Raw genomic sequence first — 24,499 nt, forward strand, 5'->3', positions numbered from 1 at the left:
TCAACCCGTTACTCGCACCGTCCTGATTGATCGCACTGCCCCGCACCACCGCCAGCACCCGATGCCCCAGCCGGCGAGCATCCGACAACCGCTCCACCAGCAACATCCCGACACCCTCAGCCCACCCGGTGCCATCAGCACCAGCCGAGAACGCCCTACAACGACCATCAGGCGACAGACCCCGCTGACGCGAGAACTCCACGAACATGCCCGGTGAGGCCATCACGGTGGCGCCGCCGGCCAGGGCCAGGTCGCATTCGCCGGTCCGCAGCGACTGCGCGGCCAGGTGCAGGGCGACCAGGGACGAGGAGCACGCGGTGTCCACGGTCACCGCCGGGCCCTCGAACCCGAAGGTGAACGCGACCCGCCCGGAGATGACGCTGGCCGTGGTGCCGGTCAGCACGTACCCTTCCGCGCTGCCGGTGGCCTCGTGCAGGCGCGGCCCGTAGTCCTGCGCTGTGGCGCCGGCGAACACGCCGGTCCGGCTGCCCCGCAACCCGGCGGGATCGATCCCCGCCCGCTCCATCGCCTCCCACGACGCCTCCAGCAACAACCGCTGCTGCGGATCCATGGCAAGGGCCTCACGCGGCGAGATCCCGAAGAACGCCGGGTCGAACTCCCCCGCCTCGTACAGGAAACCACCATGCCGCGCATACGTGGTCCCGTGACCGTCCGGGTCCGGGTCGTACAACGCCGCCAGGTCCCACCCCCGGTCCACGGGGAACTCCCCGATGGCGTCCTGCTCGCGGATCACGACGTTCCACAGGTCGTCCGGGGAGCTCACGCCGCCGGGGAAACGGCAGGCCATGCCGACGATCGCGATCGGCTCGTCCGTCACGGACCTGGCGGCCACCACGGCCTGGGTGACGTGCTCGCCGGCCAGTTCGGCGCGCAGGAAGCCGGCCAGCGCCTGCGGCGACGGGTAGTCGAACAGCAGCGAGCTGGGCAGCTGGAGCCCGGTGGCGGTGTTGAGCCGGTTCCGCAGCTCGACGGCGCTGAAGGAGTCGAAGCCGAGGGCCTTGAAGGCGGTGCCGGTGTCCACGGTCGTGGCGTTGGCGTGGCCGAGGACGAGCGCGATGCAGGTGCGTACGAGCTCGAGGAGCGCCTGCTCCTGCTCGGCCGCCGGCAGGCCGCGCAGCCGGTCGGCGAGCGACTGCGTCTCCTCTCCCGAGGCGGACGGCGCCGGGGCCGCATGCGGGGGCTGGGGCGGCGCGGAGCCGTCAGCCTCGGGAAGCCAGTGGTAGGTGCGCTGGAAGGCGTAGGTCGGCAGCGGGACGCGGCGCGCGCCGGGCAGCACGGCGTCCCAGTCGAGCGTGGCGCCCCTGACCTGCAGCCCGGCCAGCGCCAGCGCGGCGCTGCGGCGTTCCGCCCCGGGGTCGCGCAGCGTGGCGATGAACTGCGTGTACGGGCTGGCGGGCAGGCAGTGCTGTCCCATGGCGGCCAGCACCGACCCGGGCCCCACCTCGACGAACGTGGTGACGCCCGTGTCGGCCAGGGCGCGGATGCCGTCGCAGAACCGTACGGCCTCGCGGACGTGCCACACCCAGTGTCCTGGCGAGCACAGGTCCTCGGCGGACGCGACGGCCCCGGTGAGGTTCGAGACGATCGGGATGGCCGGCTCGCGGTAGGTGAGCGACTCGGCCACCTCCCGGAACTCCGCCAGCATCGGGTCCATCAGCGGGGAGTGGAAGGCGTGGCTGACCCGCAGGCGGTGGGTCTTGCGGCCGCGGCCGCGGAACTCCTCGGCGATCTCCATGACGCGGCTCTCCGAGCCGGAGACCACGGTGGAGTCCGGCCCGTTGATCGCGGCGATGCTGACCGTGGTGTCCAGGAAGGGCAGGACCTCCTCCTCGGTGGCCTGCACGGCGACCATCGCGCCGCCGGCCGGGAGGCTCTGCATCAGCCTGCCGCGCGCCGCGACCAGGGCGCAGGCGTCGGCCAGCGACAGCACGCCGGCGACGTGGGCGGCCGAGATCTCGCCGATGGAGTGGCCGATGAGCCGGGCGGGGCGCACGCCCCAGTGCTCGTACAGGCGGGTGAGCGCGACCTCGAAGGCGAAGAGCGCGGGCTGGGCGAACCCGGTCTGGTCGAGCAGGCCGGCTTCTGGAGAGCCCTCGTCGGCGAACATCACGTCGAGGAGCGGCCGGTCGAGCGTGCCGTCGAAGCAGACGGCGATCTCGTCGAGCGCCCGCGCGAAGACGGGGTGCGCCGCGTACAGCTCGCGGCCCATTCCGGGCCGCTGGCTGCCCTGCCCCGAGTAGAGGAAGGCGATGTCGCCGGTGCTGGGCCGGCCGGTCACGATCTCGGCGGCCGGCTCGCCCTCGGCCAGCCGGTCCAGCACGCCGGCCAGCTCGGACGGCTCGTCCACGACGAGCGCCGCCCGCCGGTCGAAGGCCGTGCGGGTCGTGGCCAGCGAGTACGCCAGGTCGGCGGGGCCGGCGCCGGGTCCGCCGAGCACGTCGTCGAGCAGGTGGTCACGCAGGCGCCCCGCCTGGGCGCGCAGCGCGGCCTCGCTCCGCCCGGCCAGCGGCACGATCAGCGGCCCGTCCAGCCGCCCGTCCGACGGCCCGTCCGACCGCCCGTCCTGCGGCACGATCAGCGGCCCGTCCTGGCGCGCGGCGGAGGCGGCGAGCTCCTCCTGCGGGTACTCGGCGAGCACCACGTGGCAGTTGGCGCCGCCCATGCCGAAGGAGCTGACGCCGGCCACCAGCGGCGCGTCCTCGCGCGGCCACGCGGACGTCTCGGTGTTGACGCGCAGGTTGAGCTCGTCGAACGGGATCTGCGGGTTGGGCGTCTCGAAGTTCAGCGACGGCGGCAGCGTGCGATGCCTGATGGCCAGCACGGTCTTCAGCAGGCCGACGATGCCCGCCGCGCCCTCGAGGTGGCCGACGTTGGTCTTGGCGGAGCCGACGACCAGTGGCGTGCCGGTGTCCTTGGCGGTGCCGATGGCCGCGCCGAGCGCGCGGGCCTCGATCGGGTCGCCGACACGGGTCCCGGTGCCGTGCAGCTCGACGAATTGCACGTCGGAGGCCGGCACTCCGGCCCGCCCGCAGGCCAGCCGGATGACCTCCTCCTGGGCGTGCTGGTCGGGCACGGTGAGCCCGTCGCCGCCCCCGTCGTTGTTGATGGCGCTTCCCGCGATCACGCAGTACACCCGGTCGCCGTCGGCGAGCGCGCGGGCCAGCGGCTTCAGCACGACGACGCCGCCGCCCTCGCCGCGCACGTAGCCGTTGGCGCGGGCGTCGAAGGCGAAGCACCTGCCGTCGGGCGACAGGGCGCCGAACCGCAGCGCGGCGAGCGTGCTGTCGGCGGTCAGGTTGAGGTTCACGCCGCCGACGATGGCCAGGCCGGTCTCGCCGTTGCGCAGGCTCTCGCACGCCAGGTGCACGGCGGTCAGCGAGGCCGACTGCGCGGAGTCCACGGTCATGCTGGGCCCGTTCAGCCCCAGCGTGTACGAGATCCGGTTGGCGAGCAGGGCCCGGCTGATGCCGGTGAGGCTGTGCCGGGTCAGCGCCGCGCGCCCGTTGCCCTGGAGCAGCTGGGCGTAGTCGCCGGCCATGGCGCCGATGAAGACGGAGGCGGGGGTGTCGCGCAGGCTCGCCGGGACGATGCCGGCGTCTTCGAGCGCCTCCCAGCTCAGCTCCATGAGCAGCCGCTGCTGCGGGTCGATCATCGCGGCTTCGTTCGGGGAGACGCCGAAGAACTCGGCGTCGAATTCGGCTATCCCGTCGATGAAGCCGCCGCGGAGGGAACTCGTCTCCGGCGCGTTCCACCGGCCGCTGGGCACGTCGGTGATCGCGTCGCGGCCGTCGCGCAGCAGCTGCCAGAAGGATTGCGGGTCCGGAGCCTGGGGGAGCCGGCACGAGATTCCGACGATCGCCACCGCGTCGTCGGAAAAACTACGAGAGGAGAGTTCGTAGGACATTGAACCAATCCAAATTCCGACGGAGCGGGAACAGGGCGGGGAAACGCTCTTGCGTGATCAGCTGACGACGTCGTACTTGCCGAATCCGGTGGCCACGGTCACCGGCTCACGAAAGAGGTCGAGCGGAGCTTGGGGGTTGAAGACGCCGGAGTGCGCGTACGCGTCGAGCGTGCCGTCGGGGCGCAGGCCGAGCAGGTCGGGCCGCCCGTCGAGGTCGATGTCCGTGAGCGTCATGATGCGCATGTCCTGCCAGCCGCGGGCGACGGTGTACCACGTGCCCTCGGCCGTCGTGCCCGGCTTGCCGACGAACTCGAAGAGGTCCATGTCACCGTTCGCGCGGCGGACCAGCAGGTCGGGCGTGCCGTTCCCGGTGAAGTCGGCCATCGCGACGGGGAAGTCGTCGACGTCGACGTCGACGAGCCGCACGGGATTCTTGTCGTAGGTGTCGTTCCTGACGACGCCCTGGTCGCGGTGCGGGAAGAGGTCGATGTTGCCGGCGTTCTTGCCACGGCCGAACGTGTCGTCGGTCCCGGTGCCCGTCACGTCGGCGAACCCGATGGTCTCCCATTCCCGGCCGTCGTCGCGCTTGCTGGACACGCGGAGCGGCTCGGCGAACGGGCCGATCTCGCCGGGCCCGCCGAGGTTGCGCAGCAGGAAGAAACCGAATTCGCCGTTCTCGCCGGGATTGATGTCGTATTCGCTGGTGCTGAAAGCACATATGTCGGCGCGACCGTCGCCGGACGCGTCCACGGCGCGGACGAAGAAGAAACGCCACCAGCCGAATCCGTCCCCGATCCTCACCGGCGCGCCGAACGTGTCGGTCCCGTTGAACTCACCGCTGTGCGGGTGAACGAAGAGCTCGCCGGTTTCCGTGTCACGTACCAGCAGATCCGGCAGCCCGTCGCCCCGAAAGGACCGGCACTGACCGTTCGCGAAATTCGGCGCCATTGTTTAACGCTCCTCCCCGCCAGGATTTCCCGGTCAAGCGACATCAGTATTTGCGAGACGGGATAAGGCGGGTAACCCCTAGCAGCCCACTAAATCGGCCGGTCGGCCCCAGTGCGGGAGGGCCCGGGCATGCCGCGGGCCCGGCGCGCGGGGTGGCGAGCCGGGTGCCGGACGGGGCGGCTCATGCGAAGCGAGAGCGGGAACGGCTCAGGCGACGCGAGAGCGGGAGCGGGAGCGGTTCAGGCGTCGCGGGAGCGGAACAGTGCGAACGCCGCGATCAGCAGCACGGCGGTGAAGGCGGCCATCACCCCGAATCCCGGCCACGGGAGCATGCGCTCGGCGTTCTGCACGGTCGTGGTGATCTGCAGGCCGGCCTGGATGGGCCAGTACGTCTGCACCCAGGCGCCGACGCCGTCGGGCAGCAGCCTGGGCCCGATGATCGGGATGATGAAGTTGACCGCGACCAGCACGGTCGTGGCGCTCATGGTGGCCCGCAGCAGGCTGCCCAGCGCCACGCCCGACAGGCCGACCAGCGCCCAGAGGAGCCCCATGCCGACCACGGCGCGCAGGACGCCCGGCTCGCCGAGCGAGGCGGTGGGGGCGCCGCCGGATCCGAGCACGGCCTGCCCGAGGAAGAACGAGCCGAAGCTGGACACCCAGCCCATCAGCAGGGCGATCAGCGCGAACGTGGCCACCTTGGCGCCCAGCAGCCGGCCGCGCCGCGGCACCACGGTCGTGCTGGTGCGGATCAGACCGGTGGCGTACTCGTGGGTCACCACGAGCACGCCCAGCGCGCCCACGGTGATCTGGGCGAACAGGAACCCGCCGTACATGCTGATGTAGGTGGGGTCGAACACCGCCCTGGTGGCCTCGGAGGCCGCCTGGTAGTTCTCGCTGGCGCCGTTGGCGGTCAGGGCGCCGGGGAACACCATGAGCGCGACGGCGGTCAGCATGGTGGGGATGTTGGACGGGATCGTCCGGAACTTGGTCCATTCGGAGCGGACGGTGTCCGCGAAAGCCACGCTCATGCCGCACTCGCCTGGAACTCGATGCTGTCACGGGTCAGATCCATGTACGCCTGCTCCAGGGAGCGCTGCGGCGTCAGCTCCGTCAGGACCACTTCGGCGTCGAGCGCGGCCTTGCCGACCTGCCTGGCCTCCAGCCCGGTGACGATGAGCGCCCCGTCGGCGCCGGGGAGCACGGTGCCGCCGGCCTCGGTCAGCTTGGCGGCGAGCCGTTCCTGGTCGTCGGCGCGCACCAGCACGTTGGAGCCCTGCCGGATGAACTCGCTGATCCCGATGTCGGCGATCAGCTTGCCCTTGCCGATGACGATGAGGTGGTCGGCGGTCTGCGCCATCTCGCTCATCAGGTGGCTGGAGACCAGGACGGTGCGGCCCTCCGCGGCCAGGCCGCGCATCAGCTCGCGGATCCACTTGATGCCTTCGGGGTCGAGCCCGTTGACGGGTTCGTCGAATAACAGCACCTTCGGGTCGCCGAGCAGCGCCACCGCGATGCCGAGCCGCTGCCCCATGCCCAGCGAGAAGCCTCCCGCGCGCTTGCGCGCCACCGACTCCAGCCCGACCACCTGCAGGACCTCGTCGACGCGCTTGGCGGGGATCCCGTTGGTCTGGGCGATGCAGAGCAGGTGGTTGCGCGCCGTGCGCCGGGGGTGCACGGCGCGGGCGTCGAGCAGGGCGCCCACCTCGCGCATCGGGCGGGGCAGGCCGACGTAGGCGCGACCGTTGACCGTCACGCTCCCGGCATGGGGACGGTCGAGGCCGAGAATCGCCCGCATGGTGGTCGATTTGCCCGCCCCGTTGGGTCCGAGGAAACCGGTGACCCGCCCAGGATGGACATTGAATGACAAACCATCCACTGCCGTCTTATTGCCATAACGTTTGGTCAAATCGGTTATTTCGATCATTGTTCCAGTCCCTCCACAGACGGGAGATGGAGCCCGGTCGCGCGTACGGTTCCCACACCTTCAGTCAAGATCTTTGCACTCGGCCCGTCTATAGGGTGCCCTTTCCGATAAAGGAACCGCCAGGGCATTGAGCATGGGACGGAACTTCAACCGGGTCTCCTCGAGCTCCGCGTCCGGGTCGGAACCCGCCACGATCCCGCACCCCGCGTACAACGTGGCGGTCCCCTCCTCCAGGTGGGCCGACCGGATGGCCACCGCGAAGTCGCCCTCCTGGTCGTCGTTCATCCATCCGACAGGGCCGGCGTACCAGCCGCGGTCGAAGGGCTCGGCCTCGCCCAGCCACTCGAGTGCCGCGCGCCGCGGCTGCCCGCCGACGGCGGGCGTCGGGTGCAGCCGCTCGACGAGATCGAGCACGCTGGCCGACTCGGGGTCGGCGACCTCGCCGACGATGCGGGTGTGCAGGTGGCGCAAATTCGGCAGGTCGAGCACGTGCGGCTCGTCCGGCACCGTGACGGTGCCGCAGACCTGCTCGAACGCGCGCCGCAACGTCGCGGTGACGATCTCCTGCTCGCGCCGGGACTTGTCGTCCTCCAGCAGGGCCGCGCGCAGGCACGCGTCCTCGGCCGGGGTGGCGCCGCGGGGCATGGACGCCGCCAGGCTCATCGACTCGGCCCGCCCGCCGCGCAGGCTGACCAGCCTCTCCGGCGTGGCGCCGACGAAGGCCTGCCCGTAGGCCGCCACGGCGAACGCGGTGCTGCCCGGCTGCGTGTCGAGCAGCGTCCCCATGACCGACGGCAGGTCGTAGCCGCAGGGCGAGGTCACCCGCAGCTGCCGGGCCAGCACCGCCTTGTCGAACCTGCCGCGCTCGATCTGCTCGACGGTGTGCGCGACCAGCGCCTTCCACTCCGACGCCGACGGGACCTCGATCATGTTGGTGCCCGCGAGCTGCGGGCTGGGGCATGGCCGCACCCCTGCGGAAGCGAGCAGGGCGGCGGCGTCCGCGGCCGTCCGCGCCGGACCGTCGGCCGTGGTGCCGCGGGGGTCGACGCACACGCTGAGCGCGAGCGTGGCCCTGCCGTCCTGATCCTGCGTGATCAGCACGCGCGGCACCCACATCAGGGCCTCAGGCAACGATCCGGGACGCGGCGCGAAGGCGAAGCCGCCGACCAGCGCCGGCACGCCACGCGCTCCCGGACCGTCGGCCACCGCTGTCCTGGCCGCCTTCTCCCAGCCGCGCCGGATGCCGGCGAACCTGTCGCGGCCGAAGTGCGTGAAGTCCGTGGCGCTGCCCATGGCGATGACGCTGGTCGTGGGCGACACCCAGACGAAGGTGCGCGTGGACCGCTCGAACAGCGGTCTGAGCAGCCCGGCCGGATCCAGGGGGCCGATGTCCTGGCGCCAGATCGCCAGGGCGGGGCACGCGTTGTTGCGCGCCTCGATGGTCGCTTTGGCGTGCACTTCCCGGAATCCCTGCAGGTCGATGTCTGCGACGTGCATCGGCGATCGTCCTCTGCGTGCGTGGGGTCAGTGGAACATGCCGGCGAGCGTCTTCTTGCTGACCTTGCCGAGCGGGGTGAGCGGGAGTCGGGGGACGATCTCCAGGCGGTCGGGGAACTTGAAGGCCGCGACACCGCGGTCGCGCAGGAAGGCGGCGAGCTCGGCCAGCGTCGGGGCCGTGCCACGGGGCACCACGCAGGCGCAGGACCGCTCGCCGAGCACCTCGTCAGGCAGGCCGACCAGGGCGACCTCCCTGACACCGGGATGGGCGAGCAGGTGGTTCTCCACCTCCTCGGCCGCGATCTTCTCCGCTCCCCTGTTGATCTGGTCCTTGACGCGTCCTTCGAAGATCACATGCCCGGTCGGCAGCAGCCGTACCAAGTCTCCGGTCCGGTAGAACCCGTCGGCGGTGAACGTCCTGGCGTTGTGCTCGGGCGCCCGGTAGTACCCGCGCACCGTGTACGGGCCGCGCGCCAGGAGCCGGCCCACCTCGCCGGGAGCGACGTCGTTGTCGTCCTCGTCCACGACCCGGACCTCGTCCGCCGGGGAGACGGGCAGCCCCTGGCTCACGAGGACGACGTCCTGCGGGTCGTCCCACCGGTGGAACCCGCACAACCCCTCCGCCATGCCGAAGGCCTGCTGGAGCCGGCAGCCCAGCGCGGGCTCCACCCGGCGGGCCATCTCGGGCTGGAGCTTCGTCCCGCCGATCGTGACCCGCCGCAAGCTGGACAGGTCGTACTCGTCCCACTCAGCCGCCTCCATCCACAGCAGCGCCGCGCCGGGGATCAGCCCGGTCTCGGTCACTCTTTCCCGCTCGATGAGCGGGAAAGCCTCGTCCGGGCTGGGGCCCGGGGCCAGCACGAGCGTGCCGGCCGCGTGGAAGGTGGCCAGCAGCCCGTGGGTCAGCGGCCAGTTGTGGCTCAGCGGCAGGCTCACCAGGTGAACGGTCTCCTCGCCGTAGTCGCACGCCTCGGCCACCGCGCGCCCGCTGTACGACCATTCCTGGTGGGCGCGCGGCACCAGCTTGGGAACGCCGGTCGTCCCGCCGGACAGCAGGAAGAGCGCCACGCCGGCGGGGTCGGGCCTGGGCAGGTCGACCGGGTCGCCGTCCAGGGGCAGCGCGGCGAAGTCCCCCGGGTCTCCCGCGACGAGCACGTGCTTGAGCGTGGGCACCCGCGCCGTCACCTCGGCGGCCAGCTCCCGGTAGTCGAACCCGACGTGCACGTCAGGAATGACGTACGCCACCGCGTCGGTGAACTCGCAGAAGTACGTGATCTCGCTGCTGCGGTGGGCCGGCAGCGCCAGGACCGGCTGGGCGCCGATCCTGAACAGCGCGAACATCAGCGCGACCAGCTCCGGGATGTTCGGCAGCTGCACGACGACGCGGTCGCCGGGGCCGATGCCGATCCGGTGCAGGCCCGCCGCCATCCGGTCGGTCCTGGCGTCCAGCTCGGCGTAGCTCCACCGCTCCGGGCCCGCCACGAGGGCGGTCCTGCCGGGGTGCGAGCGGGCCAGCCCGCCCAGGAGCTCGCCCAGCGTCTCGTCGCGCCAGTAGCCGGCCGAACGATACCGCTCGGCGAACTCCTCAGGCCAGGGGGTGCATCCATCCAGCACGGGTCCGTCCTTTCCTCGGCGGGGGCCTTTGCGGGGCCTGACCGCGATCTCAGCCGGGATGGCTCAGCTCATGGCCTCGGCGAGCAGGTGCTCGGCCAGCTCGGCGGGGGTCGGGTAGTCGTAGATCGCGTCGGCCGCCACCTCGATGCCGGTCAGCTCGACGAGCCGGTTGCGCAGCTCCACCGCGGCCATCGAGGAGAAGCCGAGCTCGAAGAACTCCGCGTCCTGCTCGACCGCGTCGGGCAGCGGCAGCTGCAGGATCGCCGCCGCCTCGCCGCGTACCACGCCGAGCACGATGTCGCGGTGCTCCTCGGCCGGGCTGCCGGACAGCAGCCGGCGGAAGGCCGCGGCGTCGTCGACGGCCTCGCCGGTGTCGTCGTTCTCCCCGGCGGCCTGCGGGACCTCCTCCAGCAGCCGGGCGTGCCCGGACGCGTGGAGCGCGGCCCAGTCGGGGTCGGCGACCACGAGCGTCCTGTCCCCCTGGTGCAGGGCCTGGCGGATGGCCGACACCGCGTCCCCGGGCTCCTTCAGCCCGGCGGCCACGGCCAGCGCGGGCTGTCCCGCGGCCAGCCGCTCGTCCGCCAGCGCGGCGAAGAACTCGTACGCCTCCGCGCCGTCCCCGCCCCAGGCGGCCGGCGCAGGGGCCAGCATGACGAAGATCCCCACGCCGGCGGCTCTGGCCGGCCCGTCCAGCACGCGGGCCGCCTCCGGGGTCGTGCACACGACCGCGGACACCGCTCCGCCGCCCGCATGCCCGTTCACCGCGCCGGTCGGGTTCAGGACACCCGCGGCCGCGGCGAGGCCGGTGTGGACGGTCACGCCCGGCTCGCCTTCGAGGCCGGCGGCCGGTTCGGTGAGGACGACCCGCTCCGCGCCGTTGCGGGCGGCCCATCTGGCCAGTTCCGTGGCGGTCTCGTCGAGGTGCCCCGCCAGCAGGACCGTGCCGCCGGGCCGCCACTCGCGGCCGAGCGGCGTGCCGCGCGGCGGCGCGGGCCGCAGCCTGCGGGCGAAGACCCCGCCGGAACGTACGGCCACCTCGGCCTCACCCGTCAGCCCGGACAGGACCCCGCACAACCGGCGGATGACCTGGTCGTCGAGCCTGACCGGCAGATCGATCAGCCCGCCGCGCCGCAGCAGCCCCTCGCCGGCCGCGCCTCGGAGCGCGCCCCAGCCCGCGGCCGGCTCGGGCCCGGCCACACGATCGGAGGGCACCACCTGGATCGCGCCGCGGGTGAGGAACCAGACCGGCGCCGAACCCTCGGGGACCGCCGGAGCCCGCACGCCGTCCGGCAGCAGGCACACGATGCCCGCGGGAGCCCGCGCGGCTCCGCCCGGACCGGGCAGCTCAGGCAGCACCACGGTGTCCGCCCCCTGCGCGGCTCCGTCCGAGCCGGGCATCGCGGGCAGCACGACGGTGTCCGCCCCGTGCGCGGCGAGCCCCGCCGCCAGCGCCTCCGCCGGTGCGGTGTCGTGCCCCGCCACCACCAGCCAGGTCCCGGAGAGCGCGGGGGCGGGCAGATCGGTGAGGGGGCGCCAGCCGAGCTGGTAGCGCACGTCCCCGTGGCCGGCGCCGTCCTGGCCGCGCAGCCTGGCCAGCGCGGGCAGCAGGTCGGCGACCGTGGCGCCGCTCTCCAGGCCGAGCACCGCGAGCAGGCCGTCCAGGTCCTCGCGGCCGACGGCGTCCCAGAGCCCCTGGTCGGGCCGTACGTCCTCCTCCTGGCGAGGAGGGTCCGGCCAGTACCGCTGGCGCTGGAAGGGGTAGGTGGGCAGCGGCACGGCCCGCCCTGAGCCGATCACGGCGGCCCAGTCGACGCCGACCCCGTGCGTGTACGCCTGGGCCAGGGCCTCGATCAGCGTGCCGGTCTCGGCCCGGTCGCGGCGCAGCGCCGGAGCGACGGCCCCGGTCCAGCCGTCCAGGCAGTCCTTCACCATGGCGGACAGCACCGCGTCGGGGCCGAGCTCGATGAAGGTGGACACGCCCTGGTCGCGCAGCGTCCGCACGCCGTCGCAGAAGCGCACGGCCTGGCGCAGGTGGCGGGCCCAGTACTCGGGCGAGGTCAGCTCCTCGGCGGTGGCGAGCTCGCCGGTGACGTTGGAGACGACGGGGATCTCCGGCGGCCGGAAGGCCAGCCCACGGGCGACGTTCACGAACTCCTCGATCGCCGGCTCCATCAGCGGCGAGTGGAACGCGTGGCTGACGGTCAGCCGCCTGGTCTTGCAGCCGCGCGAGGCCAGCTGCTCGGCCAGCTGCAGCACGCTCGCCTCGTCGCCGGACAGGACCAGCGACGAGGGGCCGTTGACGGAGGCGATGCCGACGTGCTCCTCGCGCCCGGCCAGCAGCGGCAGCACGTCCTCCTCGGTCGCGCCGCGCACCGAGACCATGGCGCCGCCGGGCGGCAGCGCCTGCATGAGGCCGCCCCTGGCGGCCACGAGCGTGACCGCGTCGTCCAGCGACAGCACGCCGGCGACGTGCGCGGCGGCGATCTCGCCGATCGAGTGGCCGGCCAGGAAGTCGGGGCGCACCCCCCACGCCTCCAGGCAGCGGAACAGGGCGACCTCGACGGCGAACAGCGCGGCCTGGGTGTACCGGGTCTGGGCGAGCAGGTCGGCGTCGCCGGTGATCACCTCGCGCAGGGGCCGGTCCAGGTGCCGGTCGAACCGGGCGCAGACCTCGTCGAAGGCCGCGGCGTACTCGGGGTAGGCCGCGTACAGCTCCTCTCCCATGCCCGGCCGCTGGCTGCCCTGGCCCGTGAAGAGGTACGCCGTCCGCCCCCGGGCGGCCGAGCCGGTGATCACGTTGTCGGCGGTCGTGCCCGCGAGCGCGGACTCCAGCCCGGCGGCGAGCTCGTCGCGGGTGGCTCCCAGGACGACCGTCCGCCGCTTGAACGAGGCCCGCGTCGTGGCCAGCGACCAGGCGACGTCCGTGGCCCGCCGGTCGGCGCCCAGGTGGTCGCGGAGCCTGCGGGCCTGCGCCTTCAGCGCGTCCGCGCTCTTGGCCGACAGCACCCAGGGGATGACCGGGCGCGAGGTCTCCTCGGGCTCGGCGGGCTCCTCGGCGGGCTCCGGCGCCTGCTCGATGATGACGTGGGCGTTGGTGCCGCTGATGCCGAACGAGGAGACGCCCGCGCGGCGCGGCCTGCCCGTCTCCGGCCACGGGATGGCCTCGGTGAGCACCTTGACCGCGCCCGCGTCCCACGCGACGTGGGTGGTGGGCTCGTCCACGTGCAGCGTCCGCGGCAGCACGCCGTGCCGCATGGCCATCACCATCTTGATGATGCCCGCGACGCCGGCGGCGGCCTGGGTGTGGCCGAGGTTCGACTTCACCGAGCCGAGCCAGAGCGGCCGGTCCTCCGGCCGGTCCTGACCGTACGTCGCGACGACGGCCTGCGCCTCGATCGGGTCGCCCAGCGTGGTGCCGGTGCCGTGGCCCTCGACGGCATCGACGTCGGCGGTGGTCAGGCGCGCGTCGGCCAGCGCCTCCTCGATGAGCCGCTGCTGCGAGGGGCCGTTGGGCGCGGTCAGGCCGTAGCTGGCGCCGTCCTGGTTGATCGCGGTGCCCCGCACCACGGCCAGGATGGGGTGGCCGTTGCGCCGGGCGTCGGAGAGCCGCTCGACCAGCAGCAGGCCTACGCCCTCCGCCCAGCCGGTGCCGTCGGCGCCCGTCGCGAACGACTTGCAGCGGCCGTCGGGGGCGAGCCCGCGCTGGCGGCTGAAGTCGACGAACACGCTGGGCGTGGAGAGCACGGTGACGCCGCCTGCCAGGGCGAGCGAGCACTCGCCGCGCCGCAGCGCCTGGATCGCCATGTGCAGGGCCACCAGCGACGAGGAGCAGGCCGTGTCGATGGTGACCGACGGGCCCTCGAACCCGAAGGTGTACGACACGCGGCCGGAGGCGACGCCCGCCGAGATCCCCGTGCCGACCAGGCCCTCCAGGTCGCTCGTCGGGTTCTGCAGGTGGAAGCCGTAGTCGTGGTACATCAGGCCGACGTACACGCCGGTCCTGCTGCCGCGCAGCGTGCCCGGGTCGATGCCGGCGTTCTCCATCGCCTCCCACGAGCCCTCGAGCAGCAGGCGCTGCTGGGGGTCCATGGCCACGGCCTCGCGCGGCGAGATGCTGAAGAACGCCGGGTCGAACGTGGTGGCGTCGTAGACGAAGCCGCCCTCGCGGGTGTACGTGGTGCCCGGGTGCTCCGGGTCCGGGTGGTAGAGCTCGTCCAGGTTCCAGTTGCGGTCGGCGGGGAACATCGACATCGCGTCGCCGCCCTCGGCCACCAGGTTCCACAGCCCGTCGGGGTCGGTGACGCCGCCGGGCAGCCGGCAGCTCATGCCGACGATGACGATCGGCTCCTCCTCACCCGACTGCGTCCTGGCCGAGGCGGCCGACCGTGGCCCGTCGAGCAGCCGGGTCCGCAGATATTCGACCAGGCCGGCGGGCGTCGGGTAGTCGAAGACGAGGGTGGCGGGCAGCCGCAGCCCGGTGGCCGCGTTCATGCGGTTGCGGAACTCGACGGCGGTCAGCGAGTCGAAACCGGCCTCGTTGAACGGGCGGTCCTGCTCGACGGCGCTGGGGTCCCGGTAGCCGAGCACGGTCGCCACCTGGCCGAGCACGAGGTCGAGCAGCACCCTGGCGTGCTCGGGCTCCGGCATGCGGGCCAGGCGCTCGCGCAGCTCCGACGCGGCGGCCGGGTCGTTGCCCACCACCCGCCGCTTCGACGTGGGGACCAGCTCCTGCAGGATCGTGGGGAGCGCCCCGAACTGGGCCGCCATCCGCAGCGCCGCGAACTCCAGCCGGATCGGCACCAGCGCCGCCCGGTCCGCGGCGCAGGCGGCGTCCAGCAGCGCGAGCCCGTCGGCGGTGGACAGCGGCGCGACCCCGGTGCGGGCCAGCCGCGCCCTGTCGGTCTCGCTGAGCGTCCCGGTGAGCCCGCTGTCCTGCTCCCACAGGCCCCACGCCAGCGACAGCGCGGGCAGGCCGAGCCGCCTGCGCCGCTCGGCGAGAGCGTCGACGAACGCGTTGGCGGCCGCGTAGTTGCCCTGGCCGGGCCCGCCGAAGACGCCGGCCGCCGAGGAGAACAACACGAACGCGGTCAGCGGCAGGTCCTCGGTCAGCTCGTGCAGGTTCAGCACGGCGTCGGCCTTGGCCCGCAGCACGGTGTCGATGCGCTCGGGCGTCAGCGCGGCGAGGACGCCGTCGTCCAGGGCGCCCGCCGTGTGGACGACGCCGGTGAGCGGATGCTCGGCGGGGACGCCCGCCAGCACGTCCGCCAGGGCCTGCCGGTCGGCGGCGTCGCAGGCGGTGACGGTCACGTCGGCGCCGAGCGCGGTCAGCTCGGACATCAGCTCGGCCGCGCCCGCCGCGGCGGGGCCGCGGCGGCTGATCAGCAGCAGGTGGCGGATCCCGTGCTCGGTCACCAGGTGACGGGCGACGATCCCGCCCAGGGTGCCGGTGCCGCCGGTGATCAGCACGGTTCCGTCCGGATCCCACGAGGCGGCGGGCGGCCGCTCCTCCACCGGCACGCCGGCTTCCACGGGTGCTCCGGAGCCCTGCCGCGCTTCCACGGGTGCGGCGGTGCGCTGACGGGACAGCCGCGGCACCAGGACCTCGCCCCCGGCGAGCGCGATCTGGGGCTCACCGGACGCGACCGCGGCCGGGACCGCCTGCCACGACTCGTCGGTGCCGTCGAGGTCGAGCAGGACGAAGCGGCCGGGGTTCTCCGACTGCGCGGAGCGGATCAGCCCCCACACCGCCGCGGCCGGCAGGTCGCCGCCCCGGGCCATCGTGCCCTGGGTGACGATGACGAGGGGCACGTCGGCGTACCGTTCCTCGGCGAGCCAGGACTGGGCCGCGGCCAGCACCTCGCTGGTCGCGCTGCGTGCTCCCGCGGCCGGATCGCCCGCGGGGTCGGGCGCGCACACCCAGAACGCCAGGTGCGGCGTGGCGCCGTCCGGGTCGAGCGGGCCCACCTGCGCTCCTGCCGCCTCCAGCGCGGCCTTGAGCCGGCTGCCGTCGCCGCCGGCGATCGCGTAGCGCGCGCCGTCGTGCCCGGCGGACAGCCCGGCGGACGACCCGGCGGCCGGCACTGCGGACGACGCGGCGGCCGGCACTGCGGACGACGCGGCAGGCACCCAGTCGAGGGCGAACAGCGCGTCGCGCAGCGGGTCGGCGCCCGCCTTGAGGTCGGCGGCGGCCATCGCGCGGACCACCAGCGAGTCCACGGAGGCGACGGGCGCGCCGGTGGCGTCGGCGACCTCGATCCGCACCGCGTTCGCACCCTCGGGCGCGAGCCGGACCCGCAGCGTGGCGGCGCCGGTGGCGGCCAGGCGCACGCCGGTCCAGGCGAACGGCAGCACGGGGCCGCCGGTGGCCTGGGCGGGGAAGAAGTCGCCCACGGCGAGCGGCTGCAGTGCCGCGTCGAGCAGCGCCGGGTGCAGCCCGAACCCGCCGGTCTCGGTGCCTTCCGGCAGGGCGACCTCGGCGAACAGCTCCCGGTCGCGCCGCCACACGGCCTGCACGCCGCGGAAGGCGGGGCCGTAGTCGACGCCGATGCCCGACAGCAGCTCGTACACGCCGTCGGCGCCGACGGCGGTCGCTCCCGCGGGCGGCCACGACGCCTCGGCGAAGGCGGCCGCCCCGGTGTCCTTGGCGAGGAAGCCGGTGGCGTGCCGGGTCCACGGCTCGTCGTCGAGCCGCGAGTGGATGGTCAGCGCGCGCCGCCCGTCCTCGTCGGGCGTGCCGACGGCCACCTGCACCTGGACGCCGCCGCGCTCGGGCAGGACCAGCGGGGCCTGCAGGGTCAGCTCCTCCAGCAGGTCGCAGCCGGCCTCGTCGCCGGCCCTGACGGCCAGCTCCACGAAGGCGGTGCCGGGCAGCAGCACCTGCCCGCTGACCATGTGGTCGGCCAGCCACGGGTGGGTCTTCAGCGAGAGCCGGCCGGTGAGCAGCACGCCTTCGCCGTCGGCCAGCGAGACGGTGGCCGCCAGCAGGGGGTGCCCGGCCTGGCCCATGCCGAGCTGGGTGAGGTCGGCGTTCGACTGGATGTTCTTCGGCCAGTACGGCTCCCGCTCGAAGGCGTAGGTGGGCAGGTCGACCCGGCGGGGCCGGGCGGGGGCGTAGGCCTGGGCCCAGTCGACGTCCACGCCGCGCACCCACAACTCGGCCGCGCTGGACCACAGCCGGCGCAGTCCGCCGTCGTCGCGGCGCAGCGTGCCGACGGACACCGCCTCGCAGCCCGACTCCTCCAGCGTCTCGCGCGTGCCGATCTGCGAGACGGGGTGCGCGCTGGTCTCCACGAAGAACCTGTGGCCCGACTCCGCCAGGGCGCTCACCGCCGGAGCGAACCACACGGTCTGCCGCAGGTTCTCGTACCAGTAGGCGGCGTCGACCTCGGTTCCTGACAACCATTCCCGCCGCACCGTCGAGTACCACGCCACCTCGGTCTCGCGGGGTGTCACCGGAGCCAGCAGCCGGGCGAGCTCGTCCTCGATGGACTCCACATGCGCCGAATGCGAGGCATAGTCCACATCGATCCGCTTGGCCCGCACCCCCTGCTCCTCGCAATGGGCCAGCAACTCGTCGATGGCGTCCACATCGCCCGACACCACCGTCGAGGCGGGACCGTTCACGGCGGCGACAGACAGGCGGCCGTCCCAGCGCGTCAGCAGCTCGCCCACCTCAGCGGCGCCGAGCGGCACCGAGGCCATGCCGCCGCGCCCGGCCAGCGCCACGATCGCCTGGCTGCGCAACGCCACCACCCGCGCGCCGTCCTCCAACGACAACGCACCCGCCACCACCGCGGCGGCGATCTCCCCCTGCGAATGCCCGATCACCGCAGCCGGGAGCACGCCCAGCGAACGCCACACCTCCGCCAGCGACACCATCACGGCCCACAACACCGGCTGCACCACATCCACCCGGTCAAAGCCCGGCTGGCCATCCTCGCCCCGCAACACACCCGTCAGCGACCAGTCCACGAACGCAGCCAGCGCCGCCTCACACTCGGCCATCCGCGCCGCGAACACCGGCGAACACTCCAGCAACTCCACCCCCATCCCCAGCCACTGCGACCCCTGACCGGGGAACACGAACACCGACTTACCGCCACCACCGGCGATCCCCTGCATCACGTCGGGCACCGGCACGCCCTCGGCCAGGCCGTCCAGACCGGCCAGCAGCTCGTCCCGGCCGGCGCCCACCACCACCGCGCGGTGGTCGAAGGCCGTCCGGCCCGTCAGCAGCGACCAGCCGACGTCGGCGGGGCTCTCGTCGGGACGGGAACGCGTCCACGCGGACAGCCGCCCGGCCTGCCGCCGCAGGCTCTCCGCGCCGCGCCCCGTCAGCAACCAGGGGACCGCGGGCAGTTCCTGGCGCTGCTCGTCCCCGGCCGGAGAACCGGTCGGTGGCCCGGCCGGTGGCAGGGCGGGCGCCTCCTCCAGGATCACGTGCGCGTTGGTGCCGCTCATGCCGAACGACGACACGCCGGCCCTGCGCGGCTCCGCGCCGGCGGGCCACGGGCGGGCGTCCGTCAGGAGCTCCACCGCGCCCTTCGACCAGTCGATGTGCTCCGACCGCTCGTCCGCGTGCAGGGTCGCGGGCAGCACGCCGTTGCGCATCGCCATCACCATCTTGATGACGCCCGCGGCGCCCGCGGCGGCCTGCGCGTGGCCGATGTTGGTCTTCACCGACCCGAGCCAGAGCGGGCGGTCCTCCGGCCGGTCCTGGCCGTAGGCGGCGATGATCGCCTGGGCCTCGATCGGGTCGCCGAGCTCGGTGCCCGTGCCGTGCGCCTCCACGGCGTCCACCTGGACGGGGGCCAGCCTGGCGTCGGCGAGGGCGGCGCGGATGACGCGCTGCTGCGACGGGCCGTTCGGGGCCGTGAGCCCGTTGCTGGCGCCGTCCTGGTTGATCGCCGAGCCGCGGATGACGGCCAGCACGGGGTGCCCGTTGCGGCGGGCGTCCGACAGGCGCTCGACCAGGAGGACGCCCGCGCCCTCGGCGAGCGCCATGCCGTCCGCGGCGGCGGAGAACGCCTTGGAGCGGCCGTCCTTGGCCAGCGCGCGCACCCGGCTGAAGCCGATGAACGTGCCGGGCGACGACAGCACGGCCACCGCGCCGGCCAGCGCCAGCGAGCAGTCGCCGTTGCGCAGCGCCCGTACCGCCAGGTGCAGCGCCACCAGCGACGACGAGCAGGCCGTGTCGATCGTGACGGCCGGCCCCTCCAGGCCGAGCGTGTACGAGATGCGGCCGGACACCACGCTGGTGGCGACGCCGGTCATCAGGTAACCCTGCAGCTCGGGCGGCGCCTGCGTCATCAGCGTGAGGAACTCGGAGCTGTTGGCCCCCACGAACACGCCGGTCCTGCTGCCGTGCAGGGCCGCCGGGTCGATGCCGGCCCGCTCGATCGCCTCCCACGACGTCTCCAGCAGCAGCCGCTGCTGCGGGTCCATCGCCTGCGCCTCGCGCGGGGAGATGCCGAAGAACGCCGGGTCGAACGCCGTGACGTCCTTCACGAAGCCGCCCTCGCGGACGTACGAGGTGCCGAACGCGTCAGGGTCGGGGTTGTACATGGACTCCAGGTCCCAGCCGCGATCGTCGGGGAGCCCGGAGATGGCGTCGGCCCGGCCGGACACGATCCGCCACAGGTCCTCGGGGCTCTCGATCTCCCCGGGGTAGCGGCATCCGATGCCGACGATGGCGATCGGCTCGTGGTCCTTGTCCTCGGCCGCCTGCAGCCGCTTCTTGCTGTCGTGGAGCTCGGTCGTCACCCGCTTGAGATATTCGACGAGTTGTTCCTCTGTCGCCATGGTGTTGCCTTCCTAGCCGTCGGTGACGCCTGCTCAGGAGAGTCCGAGTTCGCTGTCGATGAAGTTGATGATCTCGTCGGCGGTTGCCGAGCTGAGCTGGCCCGCCACGTCCTCGGCGGCGGTGTCGGCCTCGTGGTGCCGTTCCTTCCATGAGAAGGCCAGCTGTTCGAGCCGTGAGGTGATCTCCCCGGCGGTGTCGCATCCGGCGGCCATGACGGCCAGCCTGGCCTCGATCCGGTCGAGCTCGGCCAGGATCTGCTGCTCGGCGCTGTGGGCCGGCGGCGCCAGCTCCTCCAGCAGGTGCCCGGCGAGCGCGGCGGAGTTCGGGTAGTCGAAGACCAGCGAGGCCGGCAGCCGCAGGCCGGTGACCGTCTTCAGGCGGTTGCGCAGCTCCACGGCCGTCAGCGAGTCGAACCCGATCTCCTTGAACGCCCGTGCCGGTTCGACCGCCTCGGGGCCGGGGAAGCCGAGGACCGCGGCGACGTGGCCGCGTACCAGGTCGAGCAGCATCGGCAGCCGGTCGTCGTCGGGAAGGGCGGCCAGCCGGTCGGTGAGCGACTCGGCCTGCGGCGCCTCGGCCGCCACCACCACCCGGCGGGTGGCGATGCGGACCAGGCCGCGGAACATCGGGTGCCCGAAGCCCTTGGCCGCGCCCGCGCGCAGCGTTGCGAGGTCGAGGTTGATCGGTACGAGCGCCGCCTCGTCCACGCCCAGTGCCCGGTCGAACAGGTCGAGGCCCTGGTCGACGTCGAGCGCTCCCATGCCGGACCGGCTGAGCCTGCCCAGGTCGGCCTCGTCGAGGTGCCCGGTCATGCCGCTGCCGCTCTGCGGCGTCCACAGGCCCCAGGCCAGGGAGGTCGCGGCCAGGCCGCGGGCGCGGCGGTGCTGGGCGAGGGCGTCCAGGAACGTGTTCGCCGCGGCGTAGTTGCCCTGCCCCGGGCTGCCGAGCACGCCCGCCGCACCCGAGTACAGGACGAACTGCGCCAGGTCGAGGTGCTCGGTCAGCTCGTGCAGGTGCACGGCCGCGTCCACCTTCGGGCGCAGCACGGCCGCGACGCGTTCCGGGGTGAGCGACGAGATCATGCCGTCGTCGAGCACGCCCGCCGTGCTGACGACCCCGGTGAGCGGGTGCTCGGCGGGGATCGCCGCGAGCAGCCCGGCCAGGGCGTCGCGGTCGGCGGCGTCGCAGGCGACGATCCGTACGTCGGCGCCCAGCCCGGTCAGCTCCTCCTCCAGCGCCGCCGCGCCGTCGGCGGCGGGGCCGCGCCGGCCGGCCAGCACCAGGTGCCGGACGCCGTGCTCGGTGACCAGGCGCCGGGCGGCCATGGCGCCGAGCGCGCCGGTGCCGCCGGTGACGAGCACGGTGCCGTCGGGGTCGAACGCGGGCGGCGCGGTCAGCACGACCTTGCCGATGTGGCGGGCCTGGGCGACGTGCCGGAACGCCTCGGGGGCGCGGCGCACGTCCCAGGTCCGGAGCGGCGGGAGGCGGAGCGCGCCGCCCGCGAACAGCTCGGCGATCTCCGCCAGGATCTCACCGGTGCGTGCCGGGTCGAGCAGGGTGAGGTCGAAGTTCTGGTAACGAACTCCGGGCAGACTCTCGGGGTCGCGCACGTCCGTCTTGCCCATCTCGATGAAGCGCCCGCCGGGCCGCAGCAGGCCGAGCGAGGCGTCCACGAACTCCCCGGCGAGGGAGTTGAGCACGACGTCCACGCCCGCCTCGAACGTCCGCGCGAACTCCAGCGTCCTGGAGGAGGCGATGCGCTCCTCCGGAACTCCCAGCTCGCGCACCGCGGGCCACTTGGGCTCGCTCGCGGTGCCGTACACCTCGGCGCCCAGGTGGCGGGCGAGCTGCACCGCGGCCATGCCGACACCGCCGGCGGCGGCGTGCACGAGCAGCGACTCGCCGGCCTGGAGGCCGGCCAGGTCCACCAGGGCGTGGTAGGCGGTGACGAAGGCGATCGGCACGGACGCGGCCTGCGCGTACGACCAGTCGCCGGGGATGCGGGCGAGCATCCGGTGGTCGGCGACCGCCTGCTGGGCGAAACCGTCGATGATGCCCATCACCCGGTCGCCCGGTGCGAACGCGGTGACGTCGTCCGCCACCTCGATGACGACGCCGGCGCCCTCGCCGCCCATGGGCGCGTCGCCCGGGTACATGTCCAGGGCGATCAGCACGTCGCGGAAGTTCAGCCCCATGGCCTGGGTGCGGATGCGCACCTGGCCGGGAGCGAGCGGCGTGATGGGCGCGGGCATCAGGGCGAGGTCGTCGACCGTGCCGCGGCTGGTCACGTCCAGCCGCCAGTTCGCCGCCCCGGCGGGCGGGACGAGCGCGCCGCCGCTGCCCGGGCGGGCCAGGCGGGGCGCGTACGCCGTGCCCTTCCTGATCGCGAGCTGGGTCTCCCCCGTCGCGAGGGCGGCGGGCAGCGCACGGTACGAGTCCGGGTCGCGGTCGAGGTCGGCGATGACGACCCGTTCGGGGGTCTCGGACTGCGCGGACCTGACCAGGCCCCAGACCCCGGCGTTGACCAGGTCCGCCACCTCGTCGTCCGCCGTGGCGCCGACCGCGCCGCGGGTGATGAGGACGAGCCTGGACGTCGGGTGGTCCTCGTCGGCCAGCCACGTCCGCAGCAGGTCGAGCACGTGGCAGGTCCGGTCGTGCACGGCCGTCGCCAGATCGCCGCCGTGCCCGCCCTCCAGCGGTACGGCCACCCAGTCGGGCACCTGCCCGGCGGCGATCAGATCAGCCACGGACTCGGTGGCGATCAGATCAGCCACGGACCCGGTGGCGATCAGGCCGGTGAGGGTGTCGTGCGCTTCCGGGGCGGTGCCCGGCACCGCCAGGGCCGACGGGTCGCCGACGACCGCCCACCTCTGCTCTGCCGCGGGTTCGCCGGTGGGGACGGGCGCCCATTCGAGCGTGTAGAGCGCGTCGTCGTCCGCGCCTCGTGCGGGCGTGCCGAGCTCGGCGGGCAGGGGGCGCAGGATCAGCGAGTCCACGTCGGCGACGGGGACGCCGGTGGGGTCGGTGACGGCCAGCGTCACGCGGTCGGCGTCACGGGGCGTGAGCCGGACGCGGATCGACGCGGCGCCCGTCGCGTGCAGCCGCACGCCGGTCCAGGCGAACGGCATGCGCGGCCCGTCCTCTGCGCTGGCCGCGTTGAGCGTGACGGAGTGCAGCGCGGCGTCGAGCAGCGCGGGATGCAGCCCGAACCCTTCGGTGCCGGTGTCGTCCGGCAGGGCGACCTCGGCGAACAGCTCCTCGTCGCGCCGCCAGACGGCCTTCAGCCCCTGGAAGATCGGTCCGTAGCCCAGGCCGACCTCGCCGAGCCAGTCGTACATGCCGTCCAGCGGGAGCGGCTGCGCGCCCTCGGGCGGCCATGCGGCCGTCTCCTGCGCGGGCGGTGGCGCGGTCACCGGGGCGAGCACGCCGGTCGCGTGGCAGGTCCACGGGTCGTCGGCGGTCCCGCCGTCGGGCCGGCTGTGCACGGTGAGTTGCCGCCGCCCGTCCTCACCGGCGGCGCCCACGGCGAGCTGGAGCTGGACGGCGCCGCGCTCGGGCACGATGAGCGGCGCCTGGATGGTCAGCTCTTCGAGGAGGCCGCAGCCGGCCTCGTCGCCGGCCTTGACGGCCAGGTCGACGAAGGCCGTGCCGGGCAGCAGCACCTGCCCGTTGACCCTGTGGTCGGCCAGCCACGGGTGGGTCCTGAGCGACAACCTCCCGGTGAGCAGCACTCCGTCGGCGTCGGCCAGCGAGACCGCCGCGCCCAGGAGGGGGTGTCCGGCCGCGCCGAGCCCGGCCGCACCGACGTCGCCCGCGACCACGGTGCGCTCCTCCAGCCAGAAGTGCTGGTGTTGGAAGGCGTAGGTGGGCAGGTCGACGATCTGCGGGCGATCACCGGCATACGTTTGCGGCCAGTCCACCTCGACACCGCGGACCCACAACTCGGCCGCGCTCGACCACAACCGGGCAAGACCACCATCATCACGCCGCAACGTCCCACACGCCGTCACCTCCCGACCCGCACGCTCAGCCGTCTCCTGCACCGCCATCGTCAACACCGGATGCGCACTGACCTCAACAAACACCCCGAAGCCCTGCTCCACCAACGCACCCACCGACGGCTCCAACCACACCGTCCGCCGCACATTCTCAAACCAGTAACCGGCGTCCACCTCGCAACCGGACAACCACTCCCGCCGCACCGTCGAAAACCACGCCACCTCCACCTCGCGCGGCCTCACCGGAGCCAGCAACCGGGCCAGCTCCTCCTCGATCGACTCCACATGCGCCGAATGCGAGGCATAATCCACCTCGATCCGCTTAGCCCGCGTTCCTTGCCCCTCGCAATGCGCCAGCAACTCGTCGATCGCGTCCACATCACCCGACACCACCGTCGCCGCAGGACCATTCACCGCCGCAACCGACAACCGGCCGTCCCAGCGCGCCAGCAACTCCCCCACCTCAGCGGCGCCGAGCGCCACCGACGCCATACCACCACGCCCCGCCAAAGCCACAATCGCCTGACTACGCAACGCCACCACCCGCGCGCCGTCCTCCAACGACAACGCACCCGCCACCACCGCGGCGGCGATCTCCCCCTGCGAATGCCCGATCACCGCAGCCGGGACCACACCCAGCGAACGCCACACCTCCGCCAGAGCGACCATCACGGCCCACAACACCGGCTGCACCACATCCACCCGGTCAAAGCCCGGCTGGCCATCCTCGCCCCGCAACACACCCGTCAGCGACCAGTCCACGAACGCAGCCAGCGCCGCCTCACACTCGG

At 73.5% G+C, this 24,499-nt stretch carries 8 protein-coding genes; all 8 read right to left on the reverse strand.

Going from position 1 to position 24,499, the window contains the following annotated elements; genetic code table 11:
• Positions 1–3,925 (reverse strand): type I polyketide synthase (locus E1292_RS37830; protein WP_132602734.1); only part of this gene is annotated, 3,925 nt, incomplete at its 3' end.
• A 57-nt stretch (positions 3,926–3,982) separates the two neighbouring features.
• A complete protein-coding gene (locus E1292_RS37835) occupies positions 3,983–4,873 on the reverse strand; it encodes an FG-GAP repeat domain-containing protein (protein WP_132602737.1) in 891 nt (296 codons plus the stop codon).
• Between the two features lie 239 nt (positions 4,874–5,112).
• On the reverse strand, positions 5,113–5,901 hold the full coding sequence (locus E1292_RS37840) for an ABC transporter permease (RefSeq protein WP_132602740.1): 789 nt from the start codon (positions 5,899–5,901) through the stop codon (positions 5,113–5,115).
• Positions 5,898–6,797, reverse strand: a complete 900-nt coding sequence (locus E1292_RS37845) for an ABC transporter ATP-binding protein (protein WP_132602743.1) — start codon at positions 6,795–6,797, stop codon at positions 5,898–5,900. Before E1292_RS37845 ends, E1292_RS37840 begins: the two co-directional genes overlap by 4 nt.
• 60 nt (positions 6,798–6,857) lie before the next feature.
• On the reverse strand, positions 6,858–8,294 hold the full coding sequence (locus tag E1292_RS37850; protein WP_132602746.1) for an isochorismate synthase: 1,437 nt from the start codon (positions 8,292–8,294) through the stop codon (positions 6,858–6,860).
• 27 nt (positions 8,295–8,321) lie between these two features.
• The gene (locus tag E1292_RS37855) at positions 8,322–9,908 is read right to left on the reverse strand and encodes a (2,3-dihydroxybenzoyl)adenylate synthase (RefSeq protein ID WP_132602749.1); all 1,587 of its coding nucleotides are present in this window, start codon (positions 9,906–9,908) and stop codon (positions 8,322–8,324) included.
• Positions 9,909–9,971: 63 nt separating this feature from the next.
• Positions 9,972–19,709, reverse strand: coding sequence for a type I polyketide synthase (locus E1292_RS37860; protein WP_132602752.1), 9,738 nt, complete (start codon positions 19,707–19,709; stop codon positions 9,972–9,974).
• Between the two features lie 33 nt (positions 19,710–19,742).
• On the reverse strand, positions 19,743–24,499 hold a 4,757-nt coding region (locus E1292_RS37865), incomplete at its 5' end, for an SDR family NAD(P)-dependent oxidoreductase (RefSeq protein ID WP_132602755.1).

It is taken from the genome of Nonomuraea deserti, from assembly GCF_004348685.1.
Taxonomy (GTDB): domain Bacteria; phylum Actinomycetota; class Actinomycetes; order Streptosporangiales; family Streptosporangiaceae; genus Nonomuraea; species Nonomuraea deserti.

Bases quoted from the DNA above. Each gene is read 5' to 3' on its own strand.
- E1292_RS37835 (WP_132602737.1), bottom strand. From the start codon at position 4,873: ATGGCGCCGAATTTCGCGAACGGTCAGTGCCGGTCCTTTCGGGGCGAC.
- E1292_RS37840 (WP_132602740.1), bottom strand. From the start codon at position 5,901: ATGAGCGTGGCTTTCGCGGACACCGTCCGCTCCGAATGGACCAAGTTC.
- E1292_RS37845 (WP_132602743.1), bottom strand. From the start codon at position 6,797: ATGATCGAAATAACCGATTTGACCAAACGTTATGGCAATAAGACGGCA.
- E1292_RS37850 (WP_132602746.1), bottom strand. From the start codon at position 8,294: ATGCACGTCGCAGACATCGACCTGCAGGGATTCCGGGAAGTGCACGCC.
- E1292_RS37860 (WP_132602752.1), bottom strand. From the start codon at position 19,709: ATGGCGACAGAGGAACAACTCGTCGAATATCTCAAGCGGGTGACGACC.